This window comes from Microbacterium sp. LKL04, assembly GCF_900102005.1.
Taxonomy (GTDB): domain Bacteria; phylum Actinomycetota; class Actinomycetes; order Actinomycetales; family Microbacteriaceae; genus Microbacterium.
Genome location: NZ_LT627736.1, coordinates 1,649,599 through 1,671,905, shown reverse-complemented (window position 1 = coordinate 1,671,905; position 22,307 = coordinate 1,649,599). Strand labels below are relative to the sequence as shown.

The following is a 22,307-nucleotide window of genomic DNA, read 5'->3' as shown; positions in this document are numbered from 1 at the left end:
GGTGCCGGGCGGTCCACCGACCCGCCATTGGCCCCGTCGGCCTTCGCTATTCTGAACCGATGACCCCGCGCACCCTCGACCAGTCATCCAAGCTGAAGGACGTCCTCTACGAGATCCGCGGGGCCGCCCTGGTCGAGGCCGACAGGCTGCAAGACGAGGGTCACTCGATCCTCAAGCTCAACACGGGGAATCCCGCAGTTTTCGGGTTCGAGGCGCCGTTCCAGATCGTGCGCGACATGATCGAGGCCGTACCGAACGCGCACGGCTACTCAGACTCGCGGGGCATCATGTCCGCGCGACGCGCGATCGTCTCGCGCTACGAGGAGGAGCCCGGCTTCCCCAAGTTCGATCCCGACGACGTCTACCTGGGCAACGGCGTGTCCGAGCTCATCACGATGACGATGCAGGCGCTGCTGGACGAGGGCGACGAGGTCCTCATCCCGGCGCCGGACTACCCGCTCTGGACGGCGATGACGAGCCTCGCCGGTGGCACGCCGGTGCACTACCTCGCCGACGGGGAGAACGGCTGGCAGCCTGACCTCGACGACATCCGGTCGAAGGTGAGCCCGCGCACGAAGGCCATCGTCGTCATCAACCCGAACAACCCGACGGGAGCGGTGTACACCCGGGAGGTGCTGCGGGGCATCGTCGAGATCGCCCGCGAGCACGATCTGCTCCTGCTCGCCGACGAGATCTACGACCGCATCCTGTTCGACGATGCGACGCACATCCCGCTCGCGAGCCTGGCGCCGGACCTGCTCTGCCTCACCTACAACGGACTGTCGAAGACGTACCGCGTCGCGGGCTACCGCTCCGGGTGGATGGTCATCACCGGCCCGAAGAAGCACGCGGCCGGATTCCTCGAGGGCATCCAGCTCCTCGCCTCGACCCGGCTGTGTCCGAACGTCCCGGCGCAGTTCGCCGTGCAGGCCGCGCTCTCGGGCGTGCAGTCGATCGATGCGCTGATCGCACCGACGGGGCGGTTGCACGAGCAGCGGGATGCCGCCTGGGAGGGGCTCATGGCGATCCCGGGCATCGACTGCGTGAAGCCGCAGGGCGCGCTCTACGCCTTCCCTCGACTCGATCCGAACGTGTACGAGATCCACGACGACGCGAAGTTCGTGTACGACTTCCTCGTGGCGGAGCACGTGCTCCTCGTTCAGGGCACCGGCTTCAACTGGCCGACGCCGGATCACTTCCGCATCGTGACGCTTCCGGAGTCTCGGGTCCTGACCGAGGCCATCGAGCGGCTCGGGAACTTCCTCTCGTCGTATCGCCAGTGACGCGCGTCACAGGAGCGCGAGCGATGTGGCTCGCCAGCGTCCGTCCCAGCCCTCCAGACGCATCGCGACCGCGCGCGTCCGGACCGGACCGCTGACGATAACGACGGCTTCGAGCGCGCCGTCCGAGGGCTCGCACGTGCGTTCGGCGAGGATGCGGTGGGCGGGTCGCACGGCGGCGAGTCCGCGTGCGCTGCGCGCGCGGGCCGAGAGGTTCGCCCGCGTGACGAGCGCACGGTAGGCGTCCTCACCCAGCCAGCGCGCCAACTGGTCCACGTCGCGAACACCGGCGAGCACCTCGAGGACGCCGATCGTGAGGTTCTTCACCAGCGGAAGAGGGTCGGGCAGCTCGGCCGACGGCGTGCGTTGCGGCGCGAAGTACTCCGCGACGTCGAGGGAGCTTCCCGAACGCGGGATGCGGATGTCTTCGGTGACGGCGAGGGCCATGTCGGTTCCTCTCGGGCGACAGGTGTCTGCGGAGCAGGTGAACGGCACGAGTACAGCACAGCCCCGCGTGCGGATGGATGAGAATACTCCAACCTGTGGACAAAGGCGGCGGGCCGTACGACGGTCCTCTACTGTCGCCTCCGTGCGCTGGGACCGATTCTTCGAAGACCTCGAAGACCAACTCGACTCCGAATGGGAGGCGGAGAGGGCCGCGCTCGACAGCGAGGCGGAGCGTCTCCGGCTGGCGCGGCTCTCCTTGTTCGAGCGTGTGAACGCGCTGACCGACGCCGGGGCGGGCGACCTGCTCGTCGATGTGAAGGGAGGCGCCTCGATGACGGGGCGACCGATCGCGGCCGGCCCCGACTGGCTCGCGCTCGACGACCGCGCGCCACGAGGAGTCCTCGTCGTCCCCTTCGGCGCCGTCGTCTCGCTGGGGGCGTCCCACGCCGACGTCCTGCGGAGCGCCCGAGGAGGGACGCCGAGCCGTCTGCGCGAGCGGATGACCCTCGGATTCGTGCTCCGCGATCTCGCGCGACGCCGTGTGCCGGTGACTCTTCTGACCACGGATGGTCGCGAGTACAGCGGGACCATCGACCGAGCGGCATCCGATCACCTCGATCTCGCGCTGCATGATCGTGGTGCACCCCGTCGTGCCGACCTCGTGGCAGGTCACCGGCTGGTCCCGTTCGGTGCGCTGGCGGGGGTCCGACTCGACTCGCCCGTCGCGCTCGCCTAGTCGCGCCCTCGCCTCGTCGCGCCCTCGTCTATTCGCCGCCGCGCCGGCCGCGACCCCACAGCTCGGGGAAGCTCGCCGCGTTCGATTCGCGCCACAGCGCGTGCAGGCGAGCGTCCTCGGCCTGGTCGTCGAGGTAATCCTCGACACTGGCCTCCTCGACCCGCCAGGATGCGGGGGACCCCACCCGTGCCCCGCGCAGCCGCCCGTCAAGAACGAGCGCGACGACCTCATCCACGTCGAGCTGCAGCATCTCCGCAACCTGAGCGGGCGTCAGCATACGCACGGGGATTCCATCGGGCATGAGGCCATTATGGGCCCGGCGGATGGTCGTCTCCCGAGCGACGGCGGCTTGTGGATAATCCCCGCTCCGTCCGATGCGGCTCGGTCACCATGGCGTCATGACCACTCCCGACACCGTGAGACCCGCCCCCCGCGCGTTCTGGGCCGATGCACGCTTCCTGCTCGGCATCGCGCTCATCGTCGCCTCCGTCGCGGGTGTCTGGCTCGTCGTCGCATCGGCCCGTCAGACGGCACCCGTGTTCGCCGCGGCGCGCACGATCGTGCCCGGGCAGACCGTGACGGCGCAGGACCTCCGGGTCGTCGACGTCGCCCTCGGCACGGCCGGCGAGACGTACGTGTCGCCGGCCTCACTCGAGCCGGGTGCGATCGCCACGCGGACGATCCTCGAAGGGGAACTCGTGCCGCAGGGTGCGATGGGTGACGCGGATGCCGGGACCACGACGAGCGTCGTGATCCGTACCGCGGGCGATGTGTCCGCCGCCGTCGGCGCCGGATCCGTCGTGGAGGTGTGGGCTGCGCCGACGGAAGCCGGCGGGGAGGTCGGGAAGCCCCGCATCCTCGTCCCGTCGGCGACGGTCGTGAGCGTCACGCGCGACGATGCCGTCGTGTCGGGCGAAGACGTGTCGCTCGAGGTCGTCATCCCGCGCGCGGATGTCGCGGCGACGCTGGCCGCGCTCTCCGATGACTCGAGCCTGTCGGTCGTCCCCGTCGCCGGGGAGTCGCGATGAGAGTCGTCGTCGCCGTCGACGGCCGCATCGGCGAAGACCTCGCTCGGCGACTGCGGGAGGAGGACGCCGACGTGCGCGCGGTGGTCGCGGCATCCGCTCCCGCTGGGGCCGCGTTCGATGCCCTCTCCACTCCGGAGGCGGCGGAGCTGCTCGCGGAGCTGTCCCGCGCCGACGTCCTCGTCGTCGAGGGGCGCCCCGCCGCGCTGACGGCGGAACTCGTCGCGGCGTGCGATCGGATGTCCGTGCGGATCGTCCCGGTGTCTTCTCGCTCGGCGGACCTCCGCCTCGCCGCGTCGCTCGGGCTGACCGCCCACGATCCCGGTGCGCCGGCGGAAGAGATGCTCGCCCCTCCGGTCTCGATCGCACCCGGCGCAGCCGCGCGTGGTCGCGTGATCACGGTTTGGGGCGCATCCGGCGCGCCCGGGCGGACGACCCTGGCCATCGAAGTGGCGTCTGCACTGTCGACCCCGACGCATCGGGTCGCGCTCGTCGACGCGGATTCGCACGCGCCGTCGCTCGCTCTTGCCACGGGCCTGGCGGACGAGGGACCGGGGTTCGCCGCCGCGTGCCGGCAGGCCGACCGCGGCGCCTTGACGGTCGCCGAGCTCAGCCGCATCTCCTCGACCCTCGGCGAGCTCGAAGTGCTGACGGGCCTCAATCGACCGGGTCGGTGGCCCGAGCTCTCGCACCGACGGGTCGCGGCTGCCCTCGACGCCTGCCGGTCCTGGGTCGATGACACCGTCGTCGACACGGCCGCGCCGCTCGAGCGCGACGAAGAGATCGTGAGCGACCTCGTCGACGGTCCGCGTCGCAACGCCGCCACCTTGGCGGCGCTCGAGTCGGCCGACGTCGTCCTCGCCGTCGTGGCGGCGGACCCGGTCGGCGTGTCGCGCTTCGTCCGAGCATGGCCCGACCTCCGGGCCGCGGCGGGCGCGACGCCGGTCCGTGTCGTGGTGAACAAGATCCGGGCTGGCGCGCTCGGCGTCGACGCGCGCGGACAGGTGCGCCGCACGCTCGAGCGCTACACGGGCGTCACGGACGTCGCCTTCGTCCCGTGGGACGCCCGGGGCACGGATGCCGCGATGCTCGCGGCTCGTCCCATCGCCCACGTCGCACCGCGCTCGGCGGTGCCGACCGCGGTGCGACGCCTCGTCGCCGAATCCCTGGCACCGCGGGAGGCGGGCGAAGGGGCCGCGACCCGGCACTCCCTGCGTCGCCTCGCGCGGAGCGCCTGACTGGTCGACGGGCTCTGCGCACCGGGTGCTCGCGGGGGAGTGGTGTGACGGAGGATCTAGGGTGGAGGCGTGTCCACCCTCAGCGACCTCGTCTACGCCCAAGGCCGTTCCACCGCGGAGGATGTCGAGTGGCTCCACCGTCTCGCCGGTGACGGTCAGCTGCTCGCCGATCTCGCGTTCGCCGACATCGTCGTCTGGGTCCCGACGCCGGACGACTCTTTCATCGCGGTCGCGCACACGCGCCCGAGCGGTGCGGCGACGCTCTTCTACCGCGACATCGTGGGTGACGTCGTGCGTCCGCAGTGGCGCACGCAGGTCAAGGACGCCTTCACCCAGGGGCGGATGGTCGATTCGGCCTCGCCGGATTGGTTCGAGGAGACGCCGACTCGCGTGCGTGCCGTCCCGATCGTCCGCGAACGTGCGGCGGAGGGTCGCGAGACCCGCGTGATCGGCGTGCTCACCCGTCACACGAACCTCGGGGAGGCGCGGACCCCGTCGCGTCAGCAGATCACCTTCAACGACTGCGCCGATGACCTCTTCGGGATGATCGCCTCAGCCGATTTCCCCGACCTCACGGCCCCGACGTCGCCGCGCCGCGGCGCGCCGCGCGCGTCGGACGGGCTCATCCGTCTCGACGTGGACGGCGTCACCACGTTCGCGAGCCCCAACGCGCTCTCAGCGTTCAACCGGCTGGGATTCGACGACGAACTCGAAGGCGAATCGCTCATGGAGGTCGCGACGACGATCATGCCGGCATCCCGGCAGTTCGACGAGTCCCTCCCGATCGTCATGGCCGGCCGCGCGCCGTGGCGTGCGGATGTGGAAGCTCGAGGTGTCACCGTGTCGCTGCGGACGATCCCGCTGCGCGAGAACGGCAATCGCATCGGAGCGATCGTCCTCTGCCGCGACGTCAGCGAGATCCGTCACCAGGAGCAGGAGCTCATCACGAAGGACGCGACGATCCGCGAGATCCACCATCGCGTCAAGAACAACCTGCAGACCGTCGCGTCGCTCTTGCGCATCCAGGCGCGTCGCACGCACTCGGACGAGGGCCGGGACGCCCTGACGCAGGCGATGCGCCGTGTCAGCGCCATCGCGGTCGTGCACGACACGCTGTCCGAGGGGCTCATGCAGAGCGTCGACTTCGACGACGTCTTCGAACGGGTGCTCAAGCTCGTCGCCGAGGTCGCGGCTGCCCCCAACACGCGCGCGCGGACGGTCAAGACCGGGACGTTCGGGACCCTGCCGAGTGAGTACGCCACGCCCCTCGCCCTCGCGCTGACCGAGCTGGTGACGAATGCTGTCGAGCACGGCCTGGCAGACAAAGAGGGCGAGGTCGAGATCATCGCCGAGCGGGATGCGGACCAGTTGCTGGTGCGCGTGCGCGACACCGGGGTCGGCCTGCCGGAAGGTCAGGTCGGCCGCGGTCTCGGTACGCAGATCGTGCGCACACTCATTCAGGGTGAACTGAGCGGAACGATCGACTGGCACACGCTCATGGGCAGCGGCACCGAGGTGACGATCGAGATCCCGATGCGATACATCGAGCGCGCGCGGGCCTGAGGCCCGCGCGCGGGCTCGTCAGGAGGCGCGGCGGGCGCGAGCGGCGCGACGCTTGAGCGCGCGACGCTCATCCTCGGAGAGGCCCCCCCATACGCCCGAGTCCTGGCCGGTCTCGAGGGCGTACTGCAGGCAGAGTTCGGTGACGGTGCACCGGGCGCAGACGGACTTCGCCTTTTCGATCTGGTCGACGGCGGGCCCGGTGTTCCCCACGGGGAAGAACAGTTCGGGGTCGACGGTCAGGCAGGCGGCTTTGTCGCGCCAATCCATAGCGGTGCTCCTAAGGGGGATCGGAAGTCGGGATGCGACGCCGGGCGACGTCGACTAACCTGGGTGGTGTGCGAGCTGTTGCTCGCCCCACGCCGCTGTGGGAGCACACTTGCCCGTCAATATTCCCATGCCCGGGCATGTGAATCAAGGGTTAACGGAGTATTTCGGCGCCTCGCCGTGCACCGGCGCCCAGGAGGAGCGATCATCGTGCGGACCAGCCGGATCGAACGCATCGCGGCGGGCTGGCTCGCCGTCGAAGCGACGGGCGTCCTCGTCCTCGCGGTATGGGAGCTCGTCGCTCTCGTTCGCGGCGACAGCGAAAGCCTCGCGAGCTCGGTCGCGCTCCTGGGCCTCACCGTCATCGCCGCTGCGGCACTCGGCGCGTTCGCCGTCGCCGTCTGGCGCGGAGCGTCCGGCGGGCGATCCGGCGGAGTCGTCGTCCAGGCCCTCGTCCTGTCGGTCGCGCTCGGCACCCTCACGGGTGAGGGCGCGGATCTCCGCCTCGCGGCGGCGATCGCGGTCCCGGCCCTGGTCGGACTCGTTCTGCTCATTGCAGCGGCCCGCACCGCCGGTCAGCGCTCGAAGGATCCCGCCGAGGAGCCGGGCGACGCCGCCGGTGTCTGATCAAACGCCCAGCAGCGCCCGCACGCGGGCGACGTGCCCGGTCGCCTTGACGTTGTAGAGCGCGTGGAGGATCGCGCCGTCCTCGTCGATCACGAACGTCGATCGGATGACGCCTTCGACGACCTTGCCGTAGTTCATCTTCTCGCCCCACGCGCCGTAGGCCTCGTGCGCCGAGTGGTCAGGGTCGCTCAACAGGTCGTAGGGGAGGCTGTCCCGATCGCGGAAGGCGCGGAGCTTGGCCGGCTCGTCCCGTGAGATGCCCACAACCGTGTACCCGGCGGCCTGCAGCGGTGCCACGCTGTCGCGGAAGTCGCATGCCTCCGTCGTGCACCCCGGCGTCATCGCGGCGGGGTAGAAGAACGCGACGAGACGCCTCCCGCGGAAGTCGGCGAGCGAGACGGGCTGGCCGTCCTGGTCGACGAGGGAGAAATCGGGTGCGGGGGTTCCACTATCCAGGCGCGGCATCCGACCATCTTAGGACGAGTGATCAGGTGGCGAAGGTGGCGAGCAGCCGCTGCAGGGAGTCGAGGCGTGCGGCTCCCCGTTCGCCGAGGCGACCCTCGGCCACAGCCTCGGCGATGGCGCAGTCGGGGGCGTCGGGGAGGTGGGTGCACCCGCGGGGGCACTCCTCCGCGACGGCCGCCAGATCGGTGTAGGCCCGCAGGATGTTGGCGGGATCGACGTGCCCGAGGCCGAACGAGCGCACCCCCGGGGTGTCGATGACCCAGCCGCGGCCGTCCTGGCCGGCGTACCGCAGCGAGACGGCGGAGCTGGACGTGTGACGACCGCGTCCGGTGACCTCGTTCACGTGCCCGATCGCGCGGAGCGCGTCGGGGACCAGCGCGTTGACGAGTGTCGACTTGCCGACGCCGGAATGCCCGACGAAGACCGTCGAATGGCCTGCGAGACGCGCGCCGATGACGTCGACCGGCATGGCGTCGCGACCGCTCGTGAAGACCTCGAGGTCGTCGAGACCCTCGAAATGGGCGAGGAATGCCGTCGGGTCCGCGAGGTCCGTCTTGGTGACGACGAGCATCGGGTGCATTCCGGCATCCAGCGCAGCGATCAGGTAGCGATCGACCAGACGCGGTCGCGGCTCCGGGTCGGCCGCCGCGACGACGACGAGGAGCTGATCGGCGTTGGCGACGATGATCCGCTCGATGTGGTCGGTGTCGTCGGCGCTGCGTCGCAGGAGCGAGGTGCGTTCCTCGATTCCGACGATCCGTGCGAGGGTGCCGTCATCCCCGGACGTGTCGCCCACGACGCGGGCGCGATCCCCGTTGACGATGGGTTGTTTGCGGAGCTCCCGTGCACGAGAAGCGAGGATCTGCCGCTCGTTCGGACCGTCCTCGTCGATGAGGACGGTGTACCTGCCGCGATCGACGCCGAGCACGCGGGCGACCTGGGCGTCGGCATGCGCCGGGCGTCGCTTGGTGCGCGGCCGGTTCGCCTTCGGGTTGGGGCGTACGCGGATGTCGGCCTCGTCGAAGTCGAGGTCGTCGTCATCGTCGTCGCTGAGCCAGCTCACGCGAGCATGTCCGCCCACAACTGGGGGAATTCGGGCATCGTCTTCGCGGTCGTCCCGATGTCGTCCACCACGACGCCCGGTACCCGCAGGCCGATCACGGCGCCCGCCGTGGCGATGCGGTGATCGTGATGAGCCCGCCAGACCCCGCCGTGCAGCGGGCGAGGACGGATGTGGATGCCGTCCTCCCGTTCCTCCGCGTCGCCGCCGAGGGCTCGGAGGTTGTCGACGAGAGCGGCGATGCGATCGGTCTCGTGGCCACGGATGTGCCCGATGCCGTGGAACGTCGTCGGGGCGTCCGCGAAGGCCGCGAGCGCGAACAGCGTGGGTGTCAGCTCGCTCGCCGCCGAGAGGTCGAGGTCGACCCCGGCGATCCGGTCACCGGCGGTGACGGTGAGCGCTCCGGCCCGACGGGACGCGTGCGCGCCCATGACCGGCAGGATGTCGGCGAGCAGGGCCCCCGGTTGGGTCGAGTGAGCGGGCCACCCCGGGACCGTCACCGAACCGTCGGTCAGGATCGCCGCGGCGAGGAAGGGGGCCGCGTTGGAGAGATCGGGTTCGATCGCCACGTCCTTGCCGCGCACGGGACCGGCCGGGACGACCCACTCGTTCGGAGTCGGGTGCTCGACGTGGACGCCGCGTCGAGCCAGGGCCTCGACGGTCATCTCGATGTGCGGCAGGCTGGGGAGGCGCTCGCCTTCGTGGATCAGTCGCAGTCCCACATCGAATCGGGCGGCGGCCAGCAGCAGCCCCGAGACGAACTGGCTCGACTGACTCGCGTCGATCGTCACCTCGCCCCCGCGGATGTGGCCATGGCCACGGACCTCGAAGGGGAGGGCCCAGCTTCCGGCGTCGTCGATGTCGGCGCCGACCTCGCGCAGGGCCTGGATCATCGCGCCCATAGGACGGTGCATGGCCGTGGGGTGCGCTGTGACGTGCACATCGCCGACAGCGAGGCCGGCGATGGGGGAGACGAAGCGCATGACCGTGCCGGCCTGACCGCAGTCGATCGTCGTGCCCCCGGTGAACGAGGCGGGCGGTGTGACGTCCAGGTCGGGCCCGAACGGCGAGTCGCCCGGAACGGCGTCGATCCTGACGCCCAGCTCGCGGAGCGCATCGATCATACGGGCGGAGTCGTCGGAGTGGAGCGCGCCGCTCAGCAGGCTCGGCCCGTCGGCGATGGCGGCGAGCACGAGCTCACGGTTGGTGAGCGACTTCGAACCGGGCACCGAGACGCGTGCGTGCACCGGCTCGCCCGGCGTGGGCGCCGGCCAGGACCCGCCGGGAATCTCATCGGCGGGGGCGGGGGAGGAAGGGGCGTCGCTCATCGTCTCCAGCCTACTGAACGGGGCGTCGCCGCCGATGAGCGAGTGTCACGACGATGTTCCGGATCTGCGACATCGCGGCGACAGTGCGGCGACATCGACCCCCTAGCGTGAATCCCATGGAACACACCTCACGCGTCGGCATCCGATCCGTCGTCCTCGCCGCAGCCTTCCTCGCACCCCTTCTTCTCGCGGGGTGCTCCGTGGCCGTCACCGACCCCGCGTCGAGCGCCTCCCCCATGGCCTCGGACCCGCGCGGGTGGATGCCGGATGCTCCGGATGCCTCGCCGGCGCCGGCGGCGTCCGAGGCCTCGGCGGCACCGGACGCGGAGTCGAGCACCGAGGTGGACCCCGACGTCCGCGCGCAGCTGGACCGCACGCGCCTGCGCGAGCTGGTGACGCAGAACCTGACGTGCGTCGACGGGTCGGCGACCGTCGGCCGCGACCTCGACGGTATGTACGTCGAGCTGACCGGCGACTGCACCACCGTGACGATCCTCGCGAGTGCGGGCGGTGTGCTCCTCCCCGAGGTCGGGACGGTCACGATCAAGGGCGACGGCGCGACGGTCGTCATGACGTCGGCGACCCGGATCGCGTTCGACAAGAGCGCCGACATCAACGTCGTCGGCTGGGAGAGCGGCACCCCGGACATCGCGTACGCGGGCACCGCCAACATCACGACGCCCCTGTCCTGATCGCTACGATCCCGGTATGTCCTCCGAAGCGACGCCGCGACTGCTCCTCGTCGACGACGAGCAGTCGATCACAGAGAGCCTCGCTCCCTTCCTGAGTCGCAGCGGATTCGACGTCGACGTGGCGGCGGACGGCGCCGCAGCGCTGCGGATCATCGAGTCCCGGCATCCCGACATCGTCGTGAGCGACGTCGTCATGCCGGTCGTCGACGGGCGCGAGCTCCTGCGGCGTCTGCGGCGGGCAGGGGACACGACGCCGGTCATCCTGCTGACCCACGTCGGCGAGTCGGGGGAGCGCTCGGCGGCCCTCGACGAAGGCGCCGACGACTATCTCAACAAGCCCTTCGACCCGCAGGAACTCGTCTCTCGGAGTCGGGCGGTCCTCCGCCGCGTGGCGGCGGGAGCAGGCGGGCTCGTCTCGGCGGAGCTGGTCGAGGCGGAGGGCCTTCGCCTCGACCGACCCGCGCGACGGGTCTGGCGGGACGGCATCGAGGTCTCGCTCACGCCCAAGGCGTTCCAGCTGCTGGAGTTCCTCATGACGCGGCCCGGGGAGGTCCACGCCCGGGAGCGTCTGCTCAGCGTCGTCTGGGGATTCGACTTCGCCGCGCACACCCGCGCCGTCGACAATCGCGTCGCCGAACTGCGATCCGTCCTCCGGGATGACGCGTCCGCGCCGACGTACATCGAGACCGTCCCCGGGGTCGGCTACCGATTCACCCGATCGGTGCGTCGCGCGTGAGCAGCCGTCGCATCGTCGTCGCCGCGCTGCCGACGGCCGCTCTCCTGGTCGTGGCCGGCGTGGCCTTCGCCGTCGACCGGCGGACGATCACCGTGTCGATGCCGCTCGGAACGTCGATCCTCCTCGCGGCCGCGCTGGTCGGCGTCGTCACGATCGTCGTCGCGATGTGGCGGGCGCAGGTGCGCCGTGCGTCATCCCGCGCGGCACAGGCTGCGCTCCAGTCCGCCGCCGCCGAGCACCGTCGGTTCCTCGACCGGCTGGATCATGAACTGAAGAACCCCATCACCGCGATCCGGGCCGCCGTCGCGGTCAGCGATGCCGCCACACCGCAGCTGGCGGCCATCGACGCGCAGACCACCCGGATGGCGCGGCTGGTGGGGGATCTCCGGAAGCTCGGCGAACTGCAGACCGCACCCATGGAACGCATTCCGGTCGATCCCGGCGCCATCGTCACCGATGTCGCCGCGACGATCCGCGACACCCACGCCAGGGAGATCCGCGTCACGCTGCCGTCGGCGCCGTGGCCTCTGCCGGCCGTCGTGGGCGATCCCGATCTGCTCTTCACCGCCGTCCACAACGTCGTCGCGAACGCCGTGAAGTACTCGGACCCCGGCGACGCGGTGGAGATCCGCGGCATCGAGCGGTCCGGTCGCATCGTCCTCGAAGTCGCCGACACGGGTCGCGGCATCCCCGCCGCCGACGTGCCGTCGGTCCTCCAGGAGCTCGCGCGCGGATCGAACGCACGCGATCGGCCGGGGAGCGGCCTGGGGCTGGCCCTCGTCCGCACCATCGTGGACCGCCATGACGGGACCGTCTCGGTCGACTCGCACGAAGGGCGCGGCACGCGGGTGAGCATCGAACTCCCGGTCGGAACCGCCTGATCCGCGCTCCGCGCTGACGCGGGGAATAGGCCCAGCCCCTCGCTCGTTGGATGGACATGTCGACGACGTGCACAGACGGGAGAGGAGCGCGATGATCGCCACACTGGACGCGCCGGAACTCGCCGAATGGGCCGACGTAGACTGGCCTGCGATGAACGATCAGGCGGTCGAAGACCCGCGCACCCAGTTCGAGGAGCAGGCGCTCCCCTTCATGGACCAGCTCTACGCGGCGGCGATGCGGATGACCCGCAACCCCGCTGATGCATCCGATCTGGTCCAGGAGACCTTCGTCAAGGCGTTCGCCGCCTGGGCGTCCTTCACCCAGGGCACCAACCTCAAGGCGTGGCTGTACCGGATCCTCACGAACACGTACATCAACACGTACCGCAAGAAGCAGCGCGAGCCCTACCAGGGCACGATCGACGAGCTCGAGGACTGGCAGCTCGGCGGCGCGGAGTCGACGACGGCCTCCTCGGCCCGCTCGGCCGAGGCCGAGGCGATCGATCACATGCCGGCATCCGTCGTCAAAGACGCCCTGCAGTCCCTGCCCGAAGACTTCCGACTGGCCGTGTACCTCGCGGACGTCGAAGGGTTCGCGTATCAGGAGATCGCGGACATCATGAAAACCCCCATCGGCACGGTCATGAGCCGTCTGCACCGTGGCAGACGTCAGCTCCGCGACCTGCTGTCCGACTATGCGAAGGAGCGTGGCATCGAGGTGCCCGCCACAAGGAGTGCGAAATGACCGACTGCGGTTGCGACAAGGCCCAGAAGGATCTCGAGGAGTACCTGCGCAACGAGGTCTGCAACACCCGCCACGCCGACATCACCGAGCACCTCGAGAACTGCGCGGCGTGCCGGGATGAAGCCCTCGTGGCGACGACGCTGACCGCGGTGGTCGCCCGCGCCTGCAAGGAGGCCGCGCCCGAGGACCTTCGGGACCAGGTGCTCGCGCGCCTGCGGGCGGAACAGGCGACCCACCACTGACGCGCATCTCGAGCGTCGGATACGGAAGAAGGCCCCGCCGAAGCGGGGCCTTCTTCCGTATCCGTAACGGCAGGCTCAGAAGTTGAGCGCCTCGTCCATGATCTCGGCGTGCTGGCGCGCGTGGACCTTCGGCGAGCCGGTGGCCGTGGAGGCAGCAGCCGATCGCGAGATCCGCTTGATCGTCCGGCCGTGGAGGTGCTTGACCACCTCGAGGGCGATGAACGGCCAGGCGCCTTGGTTCTCCGGCTCCTCCTGGACCCAGTAGAGCTCGGCGTTCGGGTAGCTGTCGAGGATCGCGTTGAGCTGATCGATCGGCGCCGGGTAGTACTGCTCCAGGCGCACGAGCGCGACCTTCTCGTTCGGCTTCTTCTCCAGCTCCGCGGTGAGGTCCCAGTGGATCTTGCCGGCGTGGAGGAGGACGCGGGTGACGGCCTCGCGATCGAGCGAGCGCTCGTCGTCGATCACCGGCTCGAACCGGCCCTCGAGGAAGTCCTCGACGGGGCTCGTCGCGTTCCGCAGACGCAGCATCGCCTTCGGGGTGAAGACCACGAGCGGGCGCCGCGGACGGGCATAGGCCTGGCGGCGCAGCAGGTGGAAGTACGACGCGGGCGTCGAGGGGCGGGCGACGGTCATGTTGTCCTGCGCGCACATCTGCAGGTAGCGCTCGATGCGCGCCGACGAGTGGTCCGGCCCCTGACCCTCGTAACCGTGGGGGAGCAGGAGCACGACGCCCGACTGCTGGCCCCACTTCTGCTCAGCCGAGGAGATGAATTCGTCGATGACCGACTGCGCGCCGTTGGCGAAGTCGCCGAACTGGGCCTCCCACAGGGTGAGGGTGTCGGCGCGTTCGACGGAGTAGCCGTACTCGAAGGCCATCGCCGCATACTCGCTGAGGAGGGAGTCGTAGGCGTAGAAGCGGCCCTGGTTGTCGCTGAGGTTCGCCAGCGGCAGCCATTCCTGGCCGTTCGCCCGGTCGTGCATGACCGCGTGCCGCGTCACGAAGGTGCCGCGGCGGACGTCCTGACCGGCGAGGCGGACGTTCGACCCTTCGGTCAGAAGCGATCCGAAGGCGAGCAGCTCGCCGAAGCCCCAGTCGATCTTGCCGTTGCGGCTCATGTCGTGGCGCTTGTCGAGCAGCTGCTGGAGCTTCGTGTGCACCGTGAAGCCCTCGGGCTTGTTCACGAAGGCATCGCCGATGCGCTCGATGACGTCGCGGTCGACGGCGGTGGAGTCGGGCTCGCCGACCGCGGGCTCGGCCTGGCTCTCCGCCGAGACGACGGGCGAGGTCCCGGTCTGGGCGGCGTGGATCTCGGCGAAGGCGATCTCGAGGCGGTTCTGGAAGTCCTGCTTGGCCTTCTCGTACTCCTCCTCGGTGATGTCGCCACGACCGACGAGAGCCTCGGTGTAGAGCTTGCGGACCGAGCGCTTCGCCTCGATGAGGTTCGTCATGAGCGGCTGCGTCATCGAGGGGTCGTCGCCCTCGTTGTGTCCGCGGCGGCGGTAGCAGACGAGATCGATGACGACGTCGCGGTTGAACTCCTGGCGGTACCGGAACGCGAGCTCCGCCACGTGGACGACGGCCTCGGGGTCGTCGCCGTTCACGTGGAAGATCGGCGCCTGGATGGTCTTCGCCACGTCGGTCGCATAGATCGAGGTGCGCGCGTCGAGCGGAAGGGTCGTGAAGCCGACCTGGTTGTTGACGACCACGTGGACCGTGCCGCCCGTCCGGTAGCCGCGCAGACGGGACATCTGCAACGTCTCCATCACCACGCCCTGGCCGGCGAAAGCCGCGTCACCGTGGACGAGGATCGGCAGCCACGAGAACGAGCCGATGGGCAGGCGGTCCTGCTTGGCGCGGACGATCCCCTCGAGGACGCCGTCGACGGTCTCGAGGTGCGAGGGGTTGGCCGCGAGGTAGACGGGGAGCTCTTCGCCGCCGTCGGCGACGAAGGTGCCCTGCGTGCCCAGGTGGTACTTGACGTCGCCGGACCCGCTCTTCGAACCGACGGCGACGGAGCCTTCGAACTCCCGGAAGAGCTGGCTGTACGTCTTGCCGGCGACGTTGGTGAGGACGTTGAGACGACCGCGGTGCGCCATCGCGATCGCGGCGCCGTCGAGGCCCTCTGCGGCGGCGCCCTGGAGGATCTGGTCGAGCAGCGGGACGAGCGACTCGCCGCCCTCGAGGCTGAAGCGCTTCTGGCCGACGAACTTCGTCTGCAGGAAGGTCTCGAAAGCCTCGGCCTCGTTGAGCTTGCCGAGGACGCGCAGCTGCTCGTCGTGACCGGGCTTCTGGTACTTGATCTCCAGGTTGTCCTGGAACCACTTGCGCTGCGTCGGGTCCTGGATGTGCATGTACTCGACGCCGACGGTGCGGCAGTACGAGTCGCGGAGGATCCCGAGGATGTCGCGGAGCTTCATCGTGCGCTTGCCGCCGAAGCCGTTCGTGACGAACTCGCGGTCGAGGTCCCAGAACGTCAGCCCGTGGTTCTCGATCTCGAGGTCGGGGTGCGTGCGCTGGACGTACTCGAGCGGATCGATGTCCGCCATCATGTGGCCGCGCACGCGGTAGGAGTTGATGAGCTCCTGGACACGAGCGGTCTTGTCCACGCGCTCGGCGATGTCGACCTTGATGTCGCTCGACCAGCGGATGGGGGAGTACGGGATGCGGAGGGCCGCGAAGATGTCGTCGTAGAACCCCTCCTGCCCGATGAGGAGCTGGTGGACGATCTTCAGGAACTCGCCCGAGCCGGCACCCTGGATGACGCGGTGGTCGTACGTGCTCGTCAGGGTGATGGTCTTGCCGATGCCGAGCTCGCCCAGCGTCTTCTCGCTCGCGCCCTGGAACTCGGCGGGGTAGTCGAGGGCGCCGGCGCCGATGATGCAGCCCTGGCCCTTCATCAGACGGGGGACGGAGTGGACCGTGCCGATGCCGCCGGGGTTGGTGAGTGACACAGTCGTGCCCTGGAAGTCGGCCGCGGTCAGCTTGTTCTTGCGGGCGCGCTGGACGAGGTCCTCGTAGGCGGAGAGGTATTCGCCGAAGGTGAGGGTCTCGGCCTGCTTGATGCTCGGGACCATGAGAGCCCGCGTGCCGTCGGGCTTGGGGAGGTCGATCGCGATGCCCAGGTTGATGTGCGCCGGCGCGACGACCGACGGCTTGCCGTCGACCTCGGCGTAGAAGACGTTCTGCGTCGGGAAGGCCTTGAGGGCCTGGATGAGCGCCCAGCCGATGATGTGGGTGAAGCTCACCTTGCCGCCACGCGTGCGGGACATGTGGTTGTTGATGACGATGCGGTTGTCGATCATCAGCTTCGCGGGGATGGTGCGCACGCTCGTCGCGGTGGGGACGGTCAGCGACTCGTCCATGTTCGCGGCGAGGGTCTTCGGCAGGCCGCGCAGCGGAGTGACGGTGTCCTCGAGGGTCGCCTTCTCGCCCGCGGGGGCGGCCTTGGGCGCCTCGGCGGGGATCGGCTGGGGCGCGGCGGGCCGTGCCGTCGTGCGCGCCACGGGCTGGACGCCGGTGGCGGCGGGACGAGAGTCAGACGTGGGCGCGGCTGCGGGGGCCGCGGACTCTGCCGGAGCGGATGCCGCCGGTGCGGCGCTCGCTGCGCCGGCTCCGCCGGAGGGGGCGTCGGGGGTGTAGGCCTCGAGGATCGGCCACCACTCCTTGTCCACCGAGTTCTTGTCGCGGCTGTACTGCTCGTACAGCTCTGCGACGAGCCATTCGTTGGCTCCGAACTCCCCGTCGCTCGTAGTTCCCACGCCGGTCGCCTGACTGGACACGGTTCCGCCTGCTTTCGTCGTCGACGTTCGAAATGTGCGGGCCTCGCGCGGCCTCGCGCACAGACGTCAAGGGTATCCCAGGTTGTCCCCCCTCCGACCCGCACGGGCCGCCCGGACGCAGGGGTTCCTCGTCGCTTAGCGTGGGTGTATGCACTTCTCCGGCGAGCGGCCCGCGGGCGACCTGACCTACTCCGACGTGTTCCTCGTTCCGCGGCGCTCCGACGTGACGAGCCGGCTGGACGTCGACCTCTCTCCGGGCGACGGAACGAGCGCGACCATCCCGCTGGTGGCCTCGAACATGAACTCCGTCACCGGCCCCCGGCTGGCCGCGACCCTCGCGCGGCGCGGAGGACTCGCCGTCCTTCCGCAGGACATGCCGCTGCAGGATGTGGATGCCGGCATCCGGTGGGTCAAGGAGCAGCCGGTCCGCTGGGACACGCCGCTCGTTCTCCCGCCCGAGGCGCTGGTCGCGGACGCTGCGGCCCTCCTGCCGGCAGCGGCGGGGCACGGGATCGTCGTCGCGTCCCGCGCGGAGCGGATCCATAGGGACGACATCGTCGGCATCGTGCCGGCCGAGCGCCTGGGCACCGCCCTGCCCGACGCTCGTCTCGGCGACCTCGTGCGGGGACGGGCGGCATCCATCGACGCGGACGACGTCGACACCGCGCGTGCCGCGTTCGACCTGCTGATCGCGGCCGAGGCCGACATCGTCACGGTGGTGCAGCACGGGTATCTCGTCGGCACGCTGTCGCAACGGACCGCCCTGCGCTCGTCGCTCTACCGGCCCGCCGTCGACGGTGAGGGGCGGCTGATCGTCGCCGCGGCCGTCGGGATCAACGGCGACGTCGCGGCGAAGGCCCGCGCGCTCGCCGCCGCCGGCGTCGACGCGCTCGTGGTCGACACGGCGCACGGGCACCAGGAGAGCATGATCCGTGCTCTCCGCGCCGTCTCCGCCCAGAACCTCGGACTCCCGATCGTGGCGGGGAACGTCGTGACCGCGGAGGGGGTGCGCGACCTCGTCGAGGCCGGCGCCACGATCCTCAAGGTCGGCGTGGGGCCCGGTGCGATGTGCACGACGCGCATGATGACGGCCGTCGGACGCCCGCAGTTCTCGGCCGTGCTGGAGACCGCCGAGGCCGCCGCCGCGGCGGGCGCGCACGTGTGGGCCGACGGCGGCGTCCGCTACCCCCGGGACGTCGCCCTCGCCCTCGCGGCAGGCGCGGCATCCGTCATGGTCGGATCCTGGTTCGCGGGCACGATCGAGGCGCCCGGCGATCTGCGGGTCGATGCCGAGGGGCGCGTGTTCAAGGAGTCGTGGGGCATGGCGTCGACGAAGGCGGTGCAGGGGCGCTTCGGCCGTCTCGACCCGTTCGAGCGCGCTCGCAAGGAGCTGTTCGCCGAGGGCATCTCGTCGTCGCGGATCTACCTCGACCCCCTGCGGCCGAGCGTCGAGGACCTCCTCGACATGATCACCTCGGGGGTCCGCTCGTCGTTCACCTACGCGGGAGCGGCGACCGTCGCCGATTTCCACGAACGGGCGACGGTGGGCTTCCAGTCCGCGGCCGGCTACGAAGAGGGCAAAGCACTGCCGGTCAGCTGGTGAGAGAACGCGCTCGTGCGACGCGCGCGGTGCCGTAGAATCATCCCCACAATGGACGACCCTCCCAGTAGACCTTCGCCCCACCGACCCTGCTCCCCGATGATCGGGGGTGACGTGTGATGGACTACGTCATGTTGGGCGTGGGGCTGCTCCTGACAGTGGGAACCGGCCTGTTCGTCGCCAGTGAGTTCGCACTCGTCAACCTCGATCGGGCCGATCTCGAGTCGCGCCGCGCAGCCGGCGAGAGCCGACTGTCGCTCACGATCAACGCGCTGCGGATCACGTCGACGCATCTTTCGAGCGCACAGCTCGGCATCACGCTGACGACCCTCCTCACCGGTTACACGATGGAGCCGGCGCTCTCGAATCTGCTGAACCCGGTGTTCGAGTCGTGGGGTGTGCCGGAAGCGGCATCCCGCCCCATCGCGACCGTGGTCGCCATGGCCACCGCGACGATCTTCTCGATGATCATCGGCGAGCTCGTCCCGAAGAACTTCGCCCTCGCGGTTCCTCGCCAGACCGCGAAGCTCGTCATCGGGTTCCAGACCGTCTTCACGACCGTCTTCAAGCCCGCCATCCAGTTGCTCAACGGCAGCGCGAACGCCGTGCTCCGTGCCATGGGCGTCGAGCCCAAGGAGGAGCTCTCCGGTGCCCGCACCGCGGAAGAGCTGTCGAGCCTGGTCCGCCGCTCGGCCAGCGCCGGCGTCCTCGAAGAGGACACCGCGTCGCTGCTCGACCGCACGCTCACCTTCTCGCGTCTCACGACGGCTGACGTCATGACCCCGCGACCCAGCGTCCACGCCGTCGCCGCCGACGACAGCGTCGAAGACGTCATCCAGCTCGCCCGACGCACCGGCCACAGCCGGTTCCCCGTGTACGGCGAGTCGATGGACGACATCACGGGCATCGTCCATCTGAAGCAAGCGGTGTCCGTGCCGCGTGAACGACGCGCGGACGTCCCGGCCGCCGCGATCGCGGAGGAGCCGCTGCGCGTCCCCGAAGCCGTGCACCTCGACGGTCTGATGTCCGAACTGCGCTCGCGCGGTTACCAGATGGCGATCGTCGTCGACGAGTACGGCGGCACCGCCGGCGTCGTCACGCTCGAAGACCTCGTCGAGGAGATCGTCGGCGAGGTGCTCGACGAGCACGACCGCAGCCGTGCCGGCGTCGTCCGCGCCAAGGGGTCGATCATCTTCCCCGGCGACCTGCGCCCCGACGAGGTGCTCGACCGCACCGGCATTCGCGTGCCAGAAGGCGACGTCTACGACACGGTCGGCGGATTCATCATGGCCACGCTGGAGCGCATCCCCGCGGTGGGAGACCAGATCACCCTCGACGACGGGACCATCACCGTGCAGCGGATGGACGGTCGCCGCGTCGACCGCGTGAAGTTCGTGCCCGCTCCCGTGCCTGTCGGCGCCGAGACCGAGGGAGGTGAGCGTCGATGAACGACTGGGTCGGAATCGCATGGCTCGTCGTCCTCCTGGTGGCCAACGCCTTCTTCGTCGGAGCCGAGTTCGCCGTCATCTCCGCGCGACGCTCGCAGATCGAGCCGCTCGCCGAGAAGGGTTCGCGGTCGGCCAAGACGGCCCTGTGGGCCATGGAGCACGCGACGCTCATGCTGGCGACGTGCCAGCTCGGCATCACGATCTGCTCGCTGCTGATCCTGAACGTGTCGGAGCCGGCGATCCACCACCTGCTCGCGGTGCCGCTCGAGGCGATCGGCCTGCCGTACGCGGTCGTCGACGTCACGGGCTTCGTCATCGCGCTGCTGCTCGTGTCGTATCTGCACGTCGTGTTCGGCGAGATGGTGCCGAAGAACCTCGCGTTCTCGCTGCCGGATCGCGCTGTGCTGCTGCTCGCGCCGCCGCTCGTGTTCGTGTCACGGGTGTTCCACCCGATCATCGTGGCGCTCAACTGGATCGCGAACCACGTCGTGCGGCTGTTCCGCGTTGAGCCGAAGGACGAGGCCGCCTCGACCTTCACGCTCGACGAGGTCGCCACCATCGTGAACCAGTCGCGCATCGAGGGCGTGCTGGATGACGCCTCGGGCGCGGTCGCTGCGGCGGTGGAGTTCACCGACAAGAAGGCGAAGGATGTCGCGGTCCCGCTCTCGGAGCTCGTCACCCTGCCCGAGCACACGACGCCCGACGAGATCGAGCGGGCCGTGGCTCGTCACGGTTTCTCGCGGTACGTGATCGTCGACGACGAGGGGATGCCGCTCGGCTACGTCCACCTGAAGGACGTCCTCCGGGCCGCCGAGGGGGAGGACTCCGAGGACACGGTCGCCCAGCCGATCAAGCCCAAGCGGATCCACCACATGATCCCCATCGGCGAGGCCACCGACCTCGAGGACGCCCTCGCCCTCATGCGCCGGTCGAGCCGTCACCTGGCTCAGGTGCGCGACTCGGCGGGCGAGACGACGGCCGTGCTGTTCCTCGAGGACATCATCGAGGAACTCGTCGGCGAGGTGCACGACGCGACGCGCCGCCTCTGACGGGGCTCAGCGCCGGCGGGCGCGGAGGTACTGCGGCGGCCACAGCGTCGCAGCCTCCGCGTCGTCCAGGTCGTCTGCGGCCTGGAGGGCGAAGTGCGGATCGCGCAGCCAGCCGCGGCCGACCATGACCGCATCGGCGAGGCCGTCCTGCAGGACGGCCTCGGCCTGCGGGCCGTCAGCGATCTCGCCGACGGCCGTGACGAGGAGCCCGGTGCGTTCGCGGACCGTTGCCGCGAACGGAACCTGGTACCCCGGTCCTGTCGTGATCTTCTGATGCGCGACGAGCCCGCCCGTCGAGATGTCGATGACGCTCGCCCCGCGCTCGCCGACCCAGCCGGCGACGGTCGCGGTCTCGTCGACGCCCCACCCGCCGTCGGCCCAGTCGGTCGCCGAGAAGCGGACCGCGAGGGTACGGCCGGGTGCGGCATCCCGGACCGCGTCGACGACGCGCAGGAGCAGGCGGGCGCGGTTCTCGAGAGACCCGCCGTACCCGTCGGTGCGCTCGTTCGACAGCGGCGAGAGGAACTGGTGCAGCAGGTAGCCGTGCGCCGCGTGGATCTCGAGCAGATCGAAGCCGGCGTCGTCGGCGCGGCGAGCAGCGTCGCCGAACGCGACCACGAGGGCGTCGATCCCGTTCGCGTCGAGGGCGACGGGCTGGGCGTAGCCGTCGAAAGCGATCGCTGAGGGGGCGACGGTCGTCCAGCCGCCCTCGGCGGGGGAGACGCTGCCGCGCGCATCGTCGAACGGGCGGTGCGTCGACGCCTTCCGGCCCGCGTGAGCGAGCTGGATGCCTGCCAGGGCTCCGCGCGAGTGAATCGCGGCGACGATGGGAGCCCAGGCATCCCGCTGCTCGTCGTCCCACAGCCCTGTGTCGGACGGCGTGATCCGTCCCTCGGGCACGACGGCCGTCGCCTCGGCGATGACCACCCCGGCGCCGCCGTTCGCGAACTGAGCGAGGTGCACGTGGTGCCAGTCGTTCGGCACGCCGTCGACGGCGGAGTACTGGCACATGGGCGAGACCCAGAGCCGGTTGCGGGCGGTCGTACCGGACAGCTCGAGCGGGCGGAAGAGGAGGGTCATGAGCGGACTCCGTCGCATAGG

At 70.1% G+C, this 22,307-nt stretch carries 22 protein-coding genes; 14 read left to right on the top strand and 8 right to left on the bottom strand.

Annotated elements, in window-relative coordinates; translation table 11 throughout:
* Window positions 1-59: 59 nt before the first annotated feature.
* Window positions 60-1,283 carry a pyridoxal phosphate-dependent aminotransferase gene (locus BLP38_RS08270; RefSeq protein WP_091355807.1) on the top strand — a complete coding sequence of 408 codons (1,224 nt, stop codon included), beginning with the start codon at window positions 60-62 and terminating at the stop codon, window positions 1,281-1,283.
* Between the two features lie 6 nt (window positions 1,284-1,289).
* On the opposite strand, the gene BLP38_RS08265 is transcribed toward BLP38_RS08270, so the two are convergent.
* Window positions 1,290-1,727, bottom strand: coding sequence for an Rv3235 family protein (locus tag BLP38_RS08265; RefSeq protein WP_091355804.1), 438 nt, complete (start codon window positions 1,725-1,727; stop codon window positions 1,290-1,292).
* 142 nt (window positions 1,728-1,869) lie between these two features.
* Here BLP38_RS08265 and BLP38_RS08260 point away from each other — a divergent pair, with 142 nt between their 5' ends.
* Window positions 1,870-2,463: a hypothetical protein gene (locus BLP38_RS08260; RefSeq protein ID WP_091355801.1), complete on the top strand. Its 594-nt coding sequence runs from the start codon at window positions 1,870-1,872 to the stop codon at window positions 2,461-2,463.
* A gap of 28 nt (window positions 2,464-2,491) precedes the next feature.
* Here BLP38_RS08260 and BLP38_RS08255 read toward each other — a convergent pair whose 3' ends face one another.
* Window positions 2,492-2,740: a helix-turn-helix domain-containing protein gene (locus BLP38_RS08255; protein WP_091355798.1), complete on the bottom strand. Its 249-nt coding sequence runs from the start codon at window positions 2,738-2,740 to the stop codon at window positions 2,492-2,494.
* 121 nt (window positions 2,741-2,861) lie between these two features.
* Here BLP38_RS08255 and BLP38_RS08250 point away from each other — a divergent pair, with 121 nt between their 5' ends.
* From BLP38_RS08250 to BLP38_RS08240, 3 genes are all read left to right on the top strand, one after another.
* Window positions 2,862-3,491 (top strand): SAF domain-containing protein, encoded by a 630-nt coding sequence (locus BLP38_RS08250; RefSeq protein ID WP_091359692.1) that lies wholly within the window; start codon window positions 2,862-2,864, stop codon window positions 3,489-3,491.
* The gene (locus BLP38_RS08245; RefSeq protein WP_091355794.1) at window positions 3,488-4,726 is read left to right on the top strand and encodes an AAA family ATPase; all 1,239 of its coding nucleotides are present in this window, start codon (window positions 3,488-3,490) and stop codon (window positions 4,724-4,726) included. The genes BLP38_RS08250 and BLP38_RS08245 overlap by 4 nt, the downstream gene beginning before the upstream one ends.
* A 69-nt stretch (window positions 4,727-4,795) precedes the next feature.
* Entirely contained in the window at window positions 4,796-6,289 is a 1,494-nt protein-coding gene (locus BLP38_RS08240) for a sensor histidine kinase (RefSeq protein WP_091355791.1), read from the top strand.
* An 18-nt stretch (window positions 6,290-6,307) separates the two neighbouring features.
* Here BLP38_RS08240 and BLP38_RS08235 read toward each other — a convergent pair whose 3' ends face one another.
* A complete protein-coding gene (locus BLP38_RS08235) occupies window positions 6,308-6,556 on the bottom strand; it encodes a WhiB family transcriptional regulator (RefSeq protein WP_018188706.1) in 249 nt (82 codons plus the stop codon).
* 207 nt (window positions 6,557-6,763) lie between these two features.
* Between BLP38_RS08235 and BLP38_RS08230 the strand changes: the two genes are divergently transcribed.
* Complete coding sequence (locus BLP38_RS08230; protein ID WP_091355787.1) at window positions 6,764-7,180, top strand: histidine kinase; 417 nt, start codon at window positions 6,764-6,766, stop codon at window positions 7,178-7,180.
* On the opposite strand, the gene bcp is transcribed toward BLP38_RS08230, so the two are convergent.
* The 3 genes from bcp to aroA are packed head-to-tail and all read right to left on the bottom strand — an operon-like array spanning window position 7,181 to window position 10,033.
* The gene (gene bcp / locus BLP38_RS08225) at window positions 7,181-7,645 is read right to left on the bottom strand and encodes a thioredoxin-dependent thiol peroxidase (RefSeq protein WP_091355783.1); all 465 of its coding nucleotides are present in this window, start codon (window positions 7,643-7,645) and stop codon (window positions 7,181-7,183) included.
* Between the two features lie 22 nt (window positions 7,646-7,667).
* Complete coding sequence (gene rsgA / locus BLP38_RS08220; RefSeq protein ID WP_091359687.1) at window positions 7,668-8,708, bottom strand: ribosome small subunit-dependent GTPase A; 1,041 nt, start codon at window positions 8,706-8,708, stop codon at window positions 7,668-7,670.
* Window positions 8,705-10,033: a 3-phosphoshikimate 1-carboxyvinyltransferase gene (aroA, locus tag BLP38_RS08215; protein WP_091355780.1), complete on the bottom strand. Its 1,329-nt coding sequence runs from the start codon at window positions 10,031-10,033 to the stop codon at window positions 8,705-8,707. Before aroA ends, rsgA begins: the two co-directional genes overlap by 4 nt.
* A gap of 116 nt (window positions 10,034-10,149) precedes the next feature.
* Here aroA and BLP38_RS08210 point away from each other — a divergent pair, with 116 nt between their 5' ends.
* The 5 genes from BLP38_RS08210 (at window position 10,150) to BLP38_RS08190 (ending at window position 13,329) form a co-directional block, all read left to right on the top strand.
* Window positions 10,150-10,725 (top strand): hypothetical protein, encoded by a 576-nt coding sequence (locus tag BLP38_RS08210; RefSeq protein ID WP_091355776.1) that lies wholly within the window; start codon window positions 10,150-10,152, stop codon window positions 10,723-10,725.
* Window positions 10,726-10,741: 16 nt separating this feature from the next.
* A complete protein-coding gene (locus BLP38_RS08205; protein WP_091355773.1) occupies window positions 10,742-11,461 on the top strand; it encodes a response regulator in 720 nt (239 codons plus the stop codon).
* Entirely contained in the window at window positions 11,458-12,342 is an 885-nt protein-coding gene (locus BLP38_RS08200; protein ID WP_231916464.1) for a sensor histidine kinase, read from the top strand. The genes BLP38_RS08205 and BLP38_RS08200 overlap by 4 nt, the downstream gene beginning before the upstream one ends.
* 91 nt (window positions 12,343-12,433) lie before the next feature.
* Window positions 12,434-13,087 (top strand): sigma-70 family RNA polymerase sigma factor, encoded by a 654-nt coding sequence (locus BLP38_RS08195; RefSeq protein WP_269457011.1) that lies wholly within the window; start codon window positions 12,434-12,436, stop codon window positions 13,085-13,087.
* A complete protein-coding gene (locus BLP38_RS08190) occupies window positions 13,084-13,329 on the top strand; it encodes a zf-HC2 domain-containing protein (RefSeq protein ID WP_018188697.1) in 246 nt (81 codons plus the stop codon). The genes BLP38_RS08195 and BLP38_RS08190 overlap by 4 nt, the downstream gene beginning before the upstream one ends.
* A gap of 75 nt (window positions 13,330-13,404) precedes the next feature.
* Here the strand turns inward: BLP38_RS08190 and BLP38_RS08185 are convergent, their stop codons facing one another.
* Window positions 13,405-17,109 (bottom strand): multifunctional oxoglutarate decarboxylase/oxoglutarate dehydrogenase thiamine pyrophosphate-binding subunit/dihydrolipoyllysine-residue succinyltransferase subunit, encoded by a 3,705-nt coding sequence (locus tag BLP38_RS08185; RefSeq protein ID WP_172824681.1) that lies wholly within the window; start codon window positions 17,107-17,109, stop codon window positions 13,405-13,407.
* Window positions 17,110-17,257: 148 nt separating this feature from the next.
* Here BLP38_RS08185 and BLP38_RS08180 point away from each other — a divergent pair, with 148 nt between their 5' ends.
* From BLP38_RS08180 to BLP38_RS08170, 3 genes are all read left to right on the top strand, one after another.
* Entirely contained in the window at window positions 17,258-18,712 is a 1,455-nt protein-coding gene (locus tag BLP38_RS08180; RefSeq protein WP_091355763.1) for a GuaB1 family IMP dehydrogenase-related protein, read from the top strand.
* Between the two features lie 116 nt (window positions 18,713-18,828).
* Window positions 18,829-20,157, top strand: a complete 1,329-nt coding sequence (locus BLP38_RS08175) for a hemolysin family protein (RefSeq protein ID WP_091355760.1) — start codon at window positions 18,829-18,831, stop codon at window positions 20,155-20,157.
* Entirely contained in the window at window positions 20,154-21,206 is a 1,053-nt protein-coding gene (locus BLP38_RS08170) for a hemolysin family protein (RefSeq protein ID WP_091355757.1), read from the top strand. The genes BLP38_RS08175 and BLP38_RS08170 overlap by 4 nt, the downstream gene beginning before the upstream one ends.
* 6 nt (window positions 21,207-21,212) lie before the next feature.
* Here the strand turns inward: BLP38_RS08170 and BLP38_RS08165 are convergent, their stop codons facing one another.
* Window positions 21,213-22,286, bottom strand: a complete 1,074-nt coding sequence (locus BLP38_RS08165; RefSeq protein WP_091355754.1) for an NADH:flavin oxidoreductase/NADH oxidase — start codon at window positions 22,284-22,286, stop codon at window positions 21,213-21,215.
* Window positions 22,287-22,307: the final 21 nt, after the last annotated feature.

Bases quoted from the DNA above. Each gene is read 5' to 3' on its own strand.
- BLP38_RS08235 (WP_018188706.1), bottom strand. From the start codon at position 6,556: ATGGATTGGCGCGACAAAGCCGCCTGCCTGACCGTCGACCCCGAACTG.
- BLP38_RS08270 (WP_091355807.1), top strand. From the start codon at position 60: ATGACCCCGCGCACCCTCGACCAGTCATCCAAGCTGAAGGACGTCCTC.
- aroA (WP_091355780.1), bottom strand. From the start codon at position 10,033: ATGAGCGACGCCCCTTCCTCCCCCGCCCCCGCCGATGAGATTCCCGGC.
- BLP38_RS08255 (WP_091355798.1), bottom strand. From the start codon at position 2,740: ATGCTGACGCCCGCTCAGGTTGCGGAGATGCTGCAGCTCGACGTGGAT.
- BLP38_RS08195 (WP_269457011.1), top strand. From the start codon at position 12,434: ATGATCGCCACACTGGACGCGCCGGAACTCGCCGAATGGGCCGACGTA.
- bcp (WP_091355783.1), bottom strand. From the start codon at position 7,645: ATGCCGCGCCTGGATAGTGGAACCCCCGCACCCGATTTCTCCCTCGTC.
- BLP38_RS08250 (WP_091359692.1), top strand. From the start codon at position 2,862: ATGACCACTCCCGACACCGTGAGACCCGCCCCCCGCGCGTTCTGGGCC.
- BLP38_RS08210 (WP_091355776.1), top strand. From the start codon at position 10,150: ATGGAACACACCTCACGCGTCGGCATCCGATCCGTCGTCCTCGCCGCA.
- BLP38_RS08265 (WP_091355804.1), bottom strand. From the start codon at position 1,727: ATGGCCCTCGCCGTCACCGAAGACATCCGCATCCCGCGTTCGGGAAGC.
- BLP38_RS08175 (WP_091355760.1), top strand. From the start codon at position 18,829: ATGGACTACGTCATGTTGGGCGTGGGGCTGCTCCTGACAGTGGGAACC.
- BLP38_RS08170 (WP_091355757.1), top strand. From the start codon at position 20,154: ATGAACGACTGGGTCGGAATCGCATGGCTCGTCGTCCTCCTGGTGGCC.
- BLP38_RS08190 (WP_018188697.1), top strand. From the start codon at position 13,084: ATGACCGACTGCGGTTGCGACAAGGCCCAGAAGGATCTCGAGGAGTAC.
- BLP38_RS08180 (WP_091355763.1), top strand. From the start codon at position 17,258: ATGCACTTCTCCGGCGAGCGGCCCGCGGGCGACCTGACCTACTCCGAC.
- BLP38_RS08245 (WP_091355794.1), top strand. From the start codon at position 3,488: ATGAGAGTCGTCGTCGCCGTCGACGGCCGCATCGGCGAAGACCTCGCT.
- BLP38_RS08165 (WP_091355754.1), bottom strand. From the start codon at position 22,286: ATGACCCTCCTCTTCCGCCCGCTCGAGCTGTCCGGTACGACCGCCCGC.
- BLP38_RS08205 (WP_091355773.1), top strand. From the start codon at position 10,742: ATGTCCTCCGAAGCGACGCCGCGACTGCTCCTCGTCGACGACGAGCAG.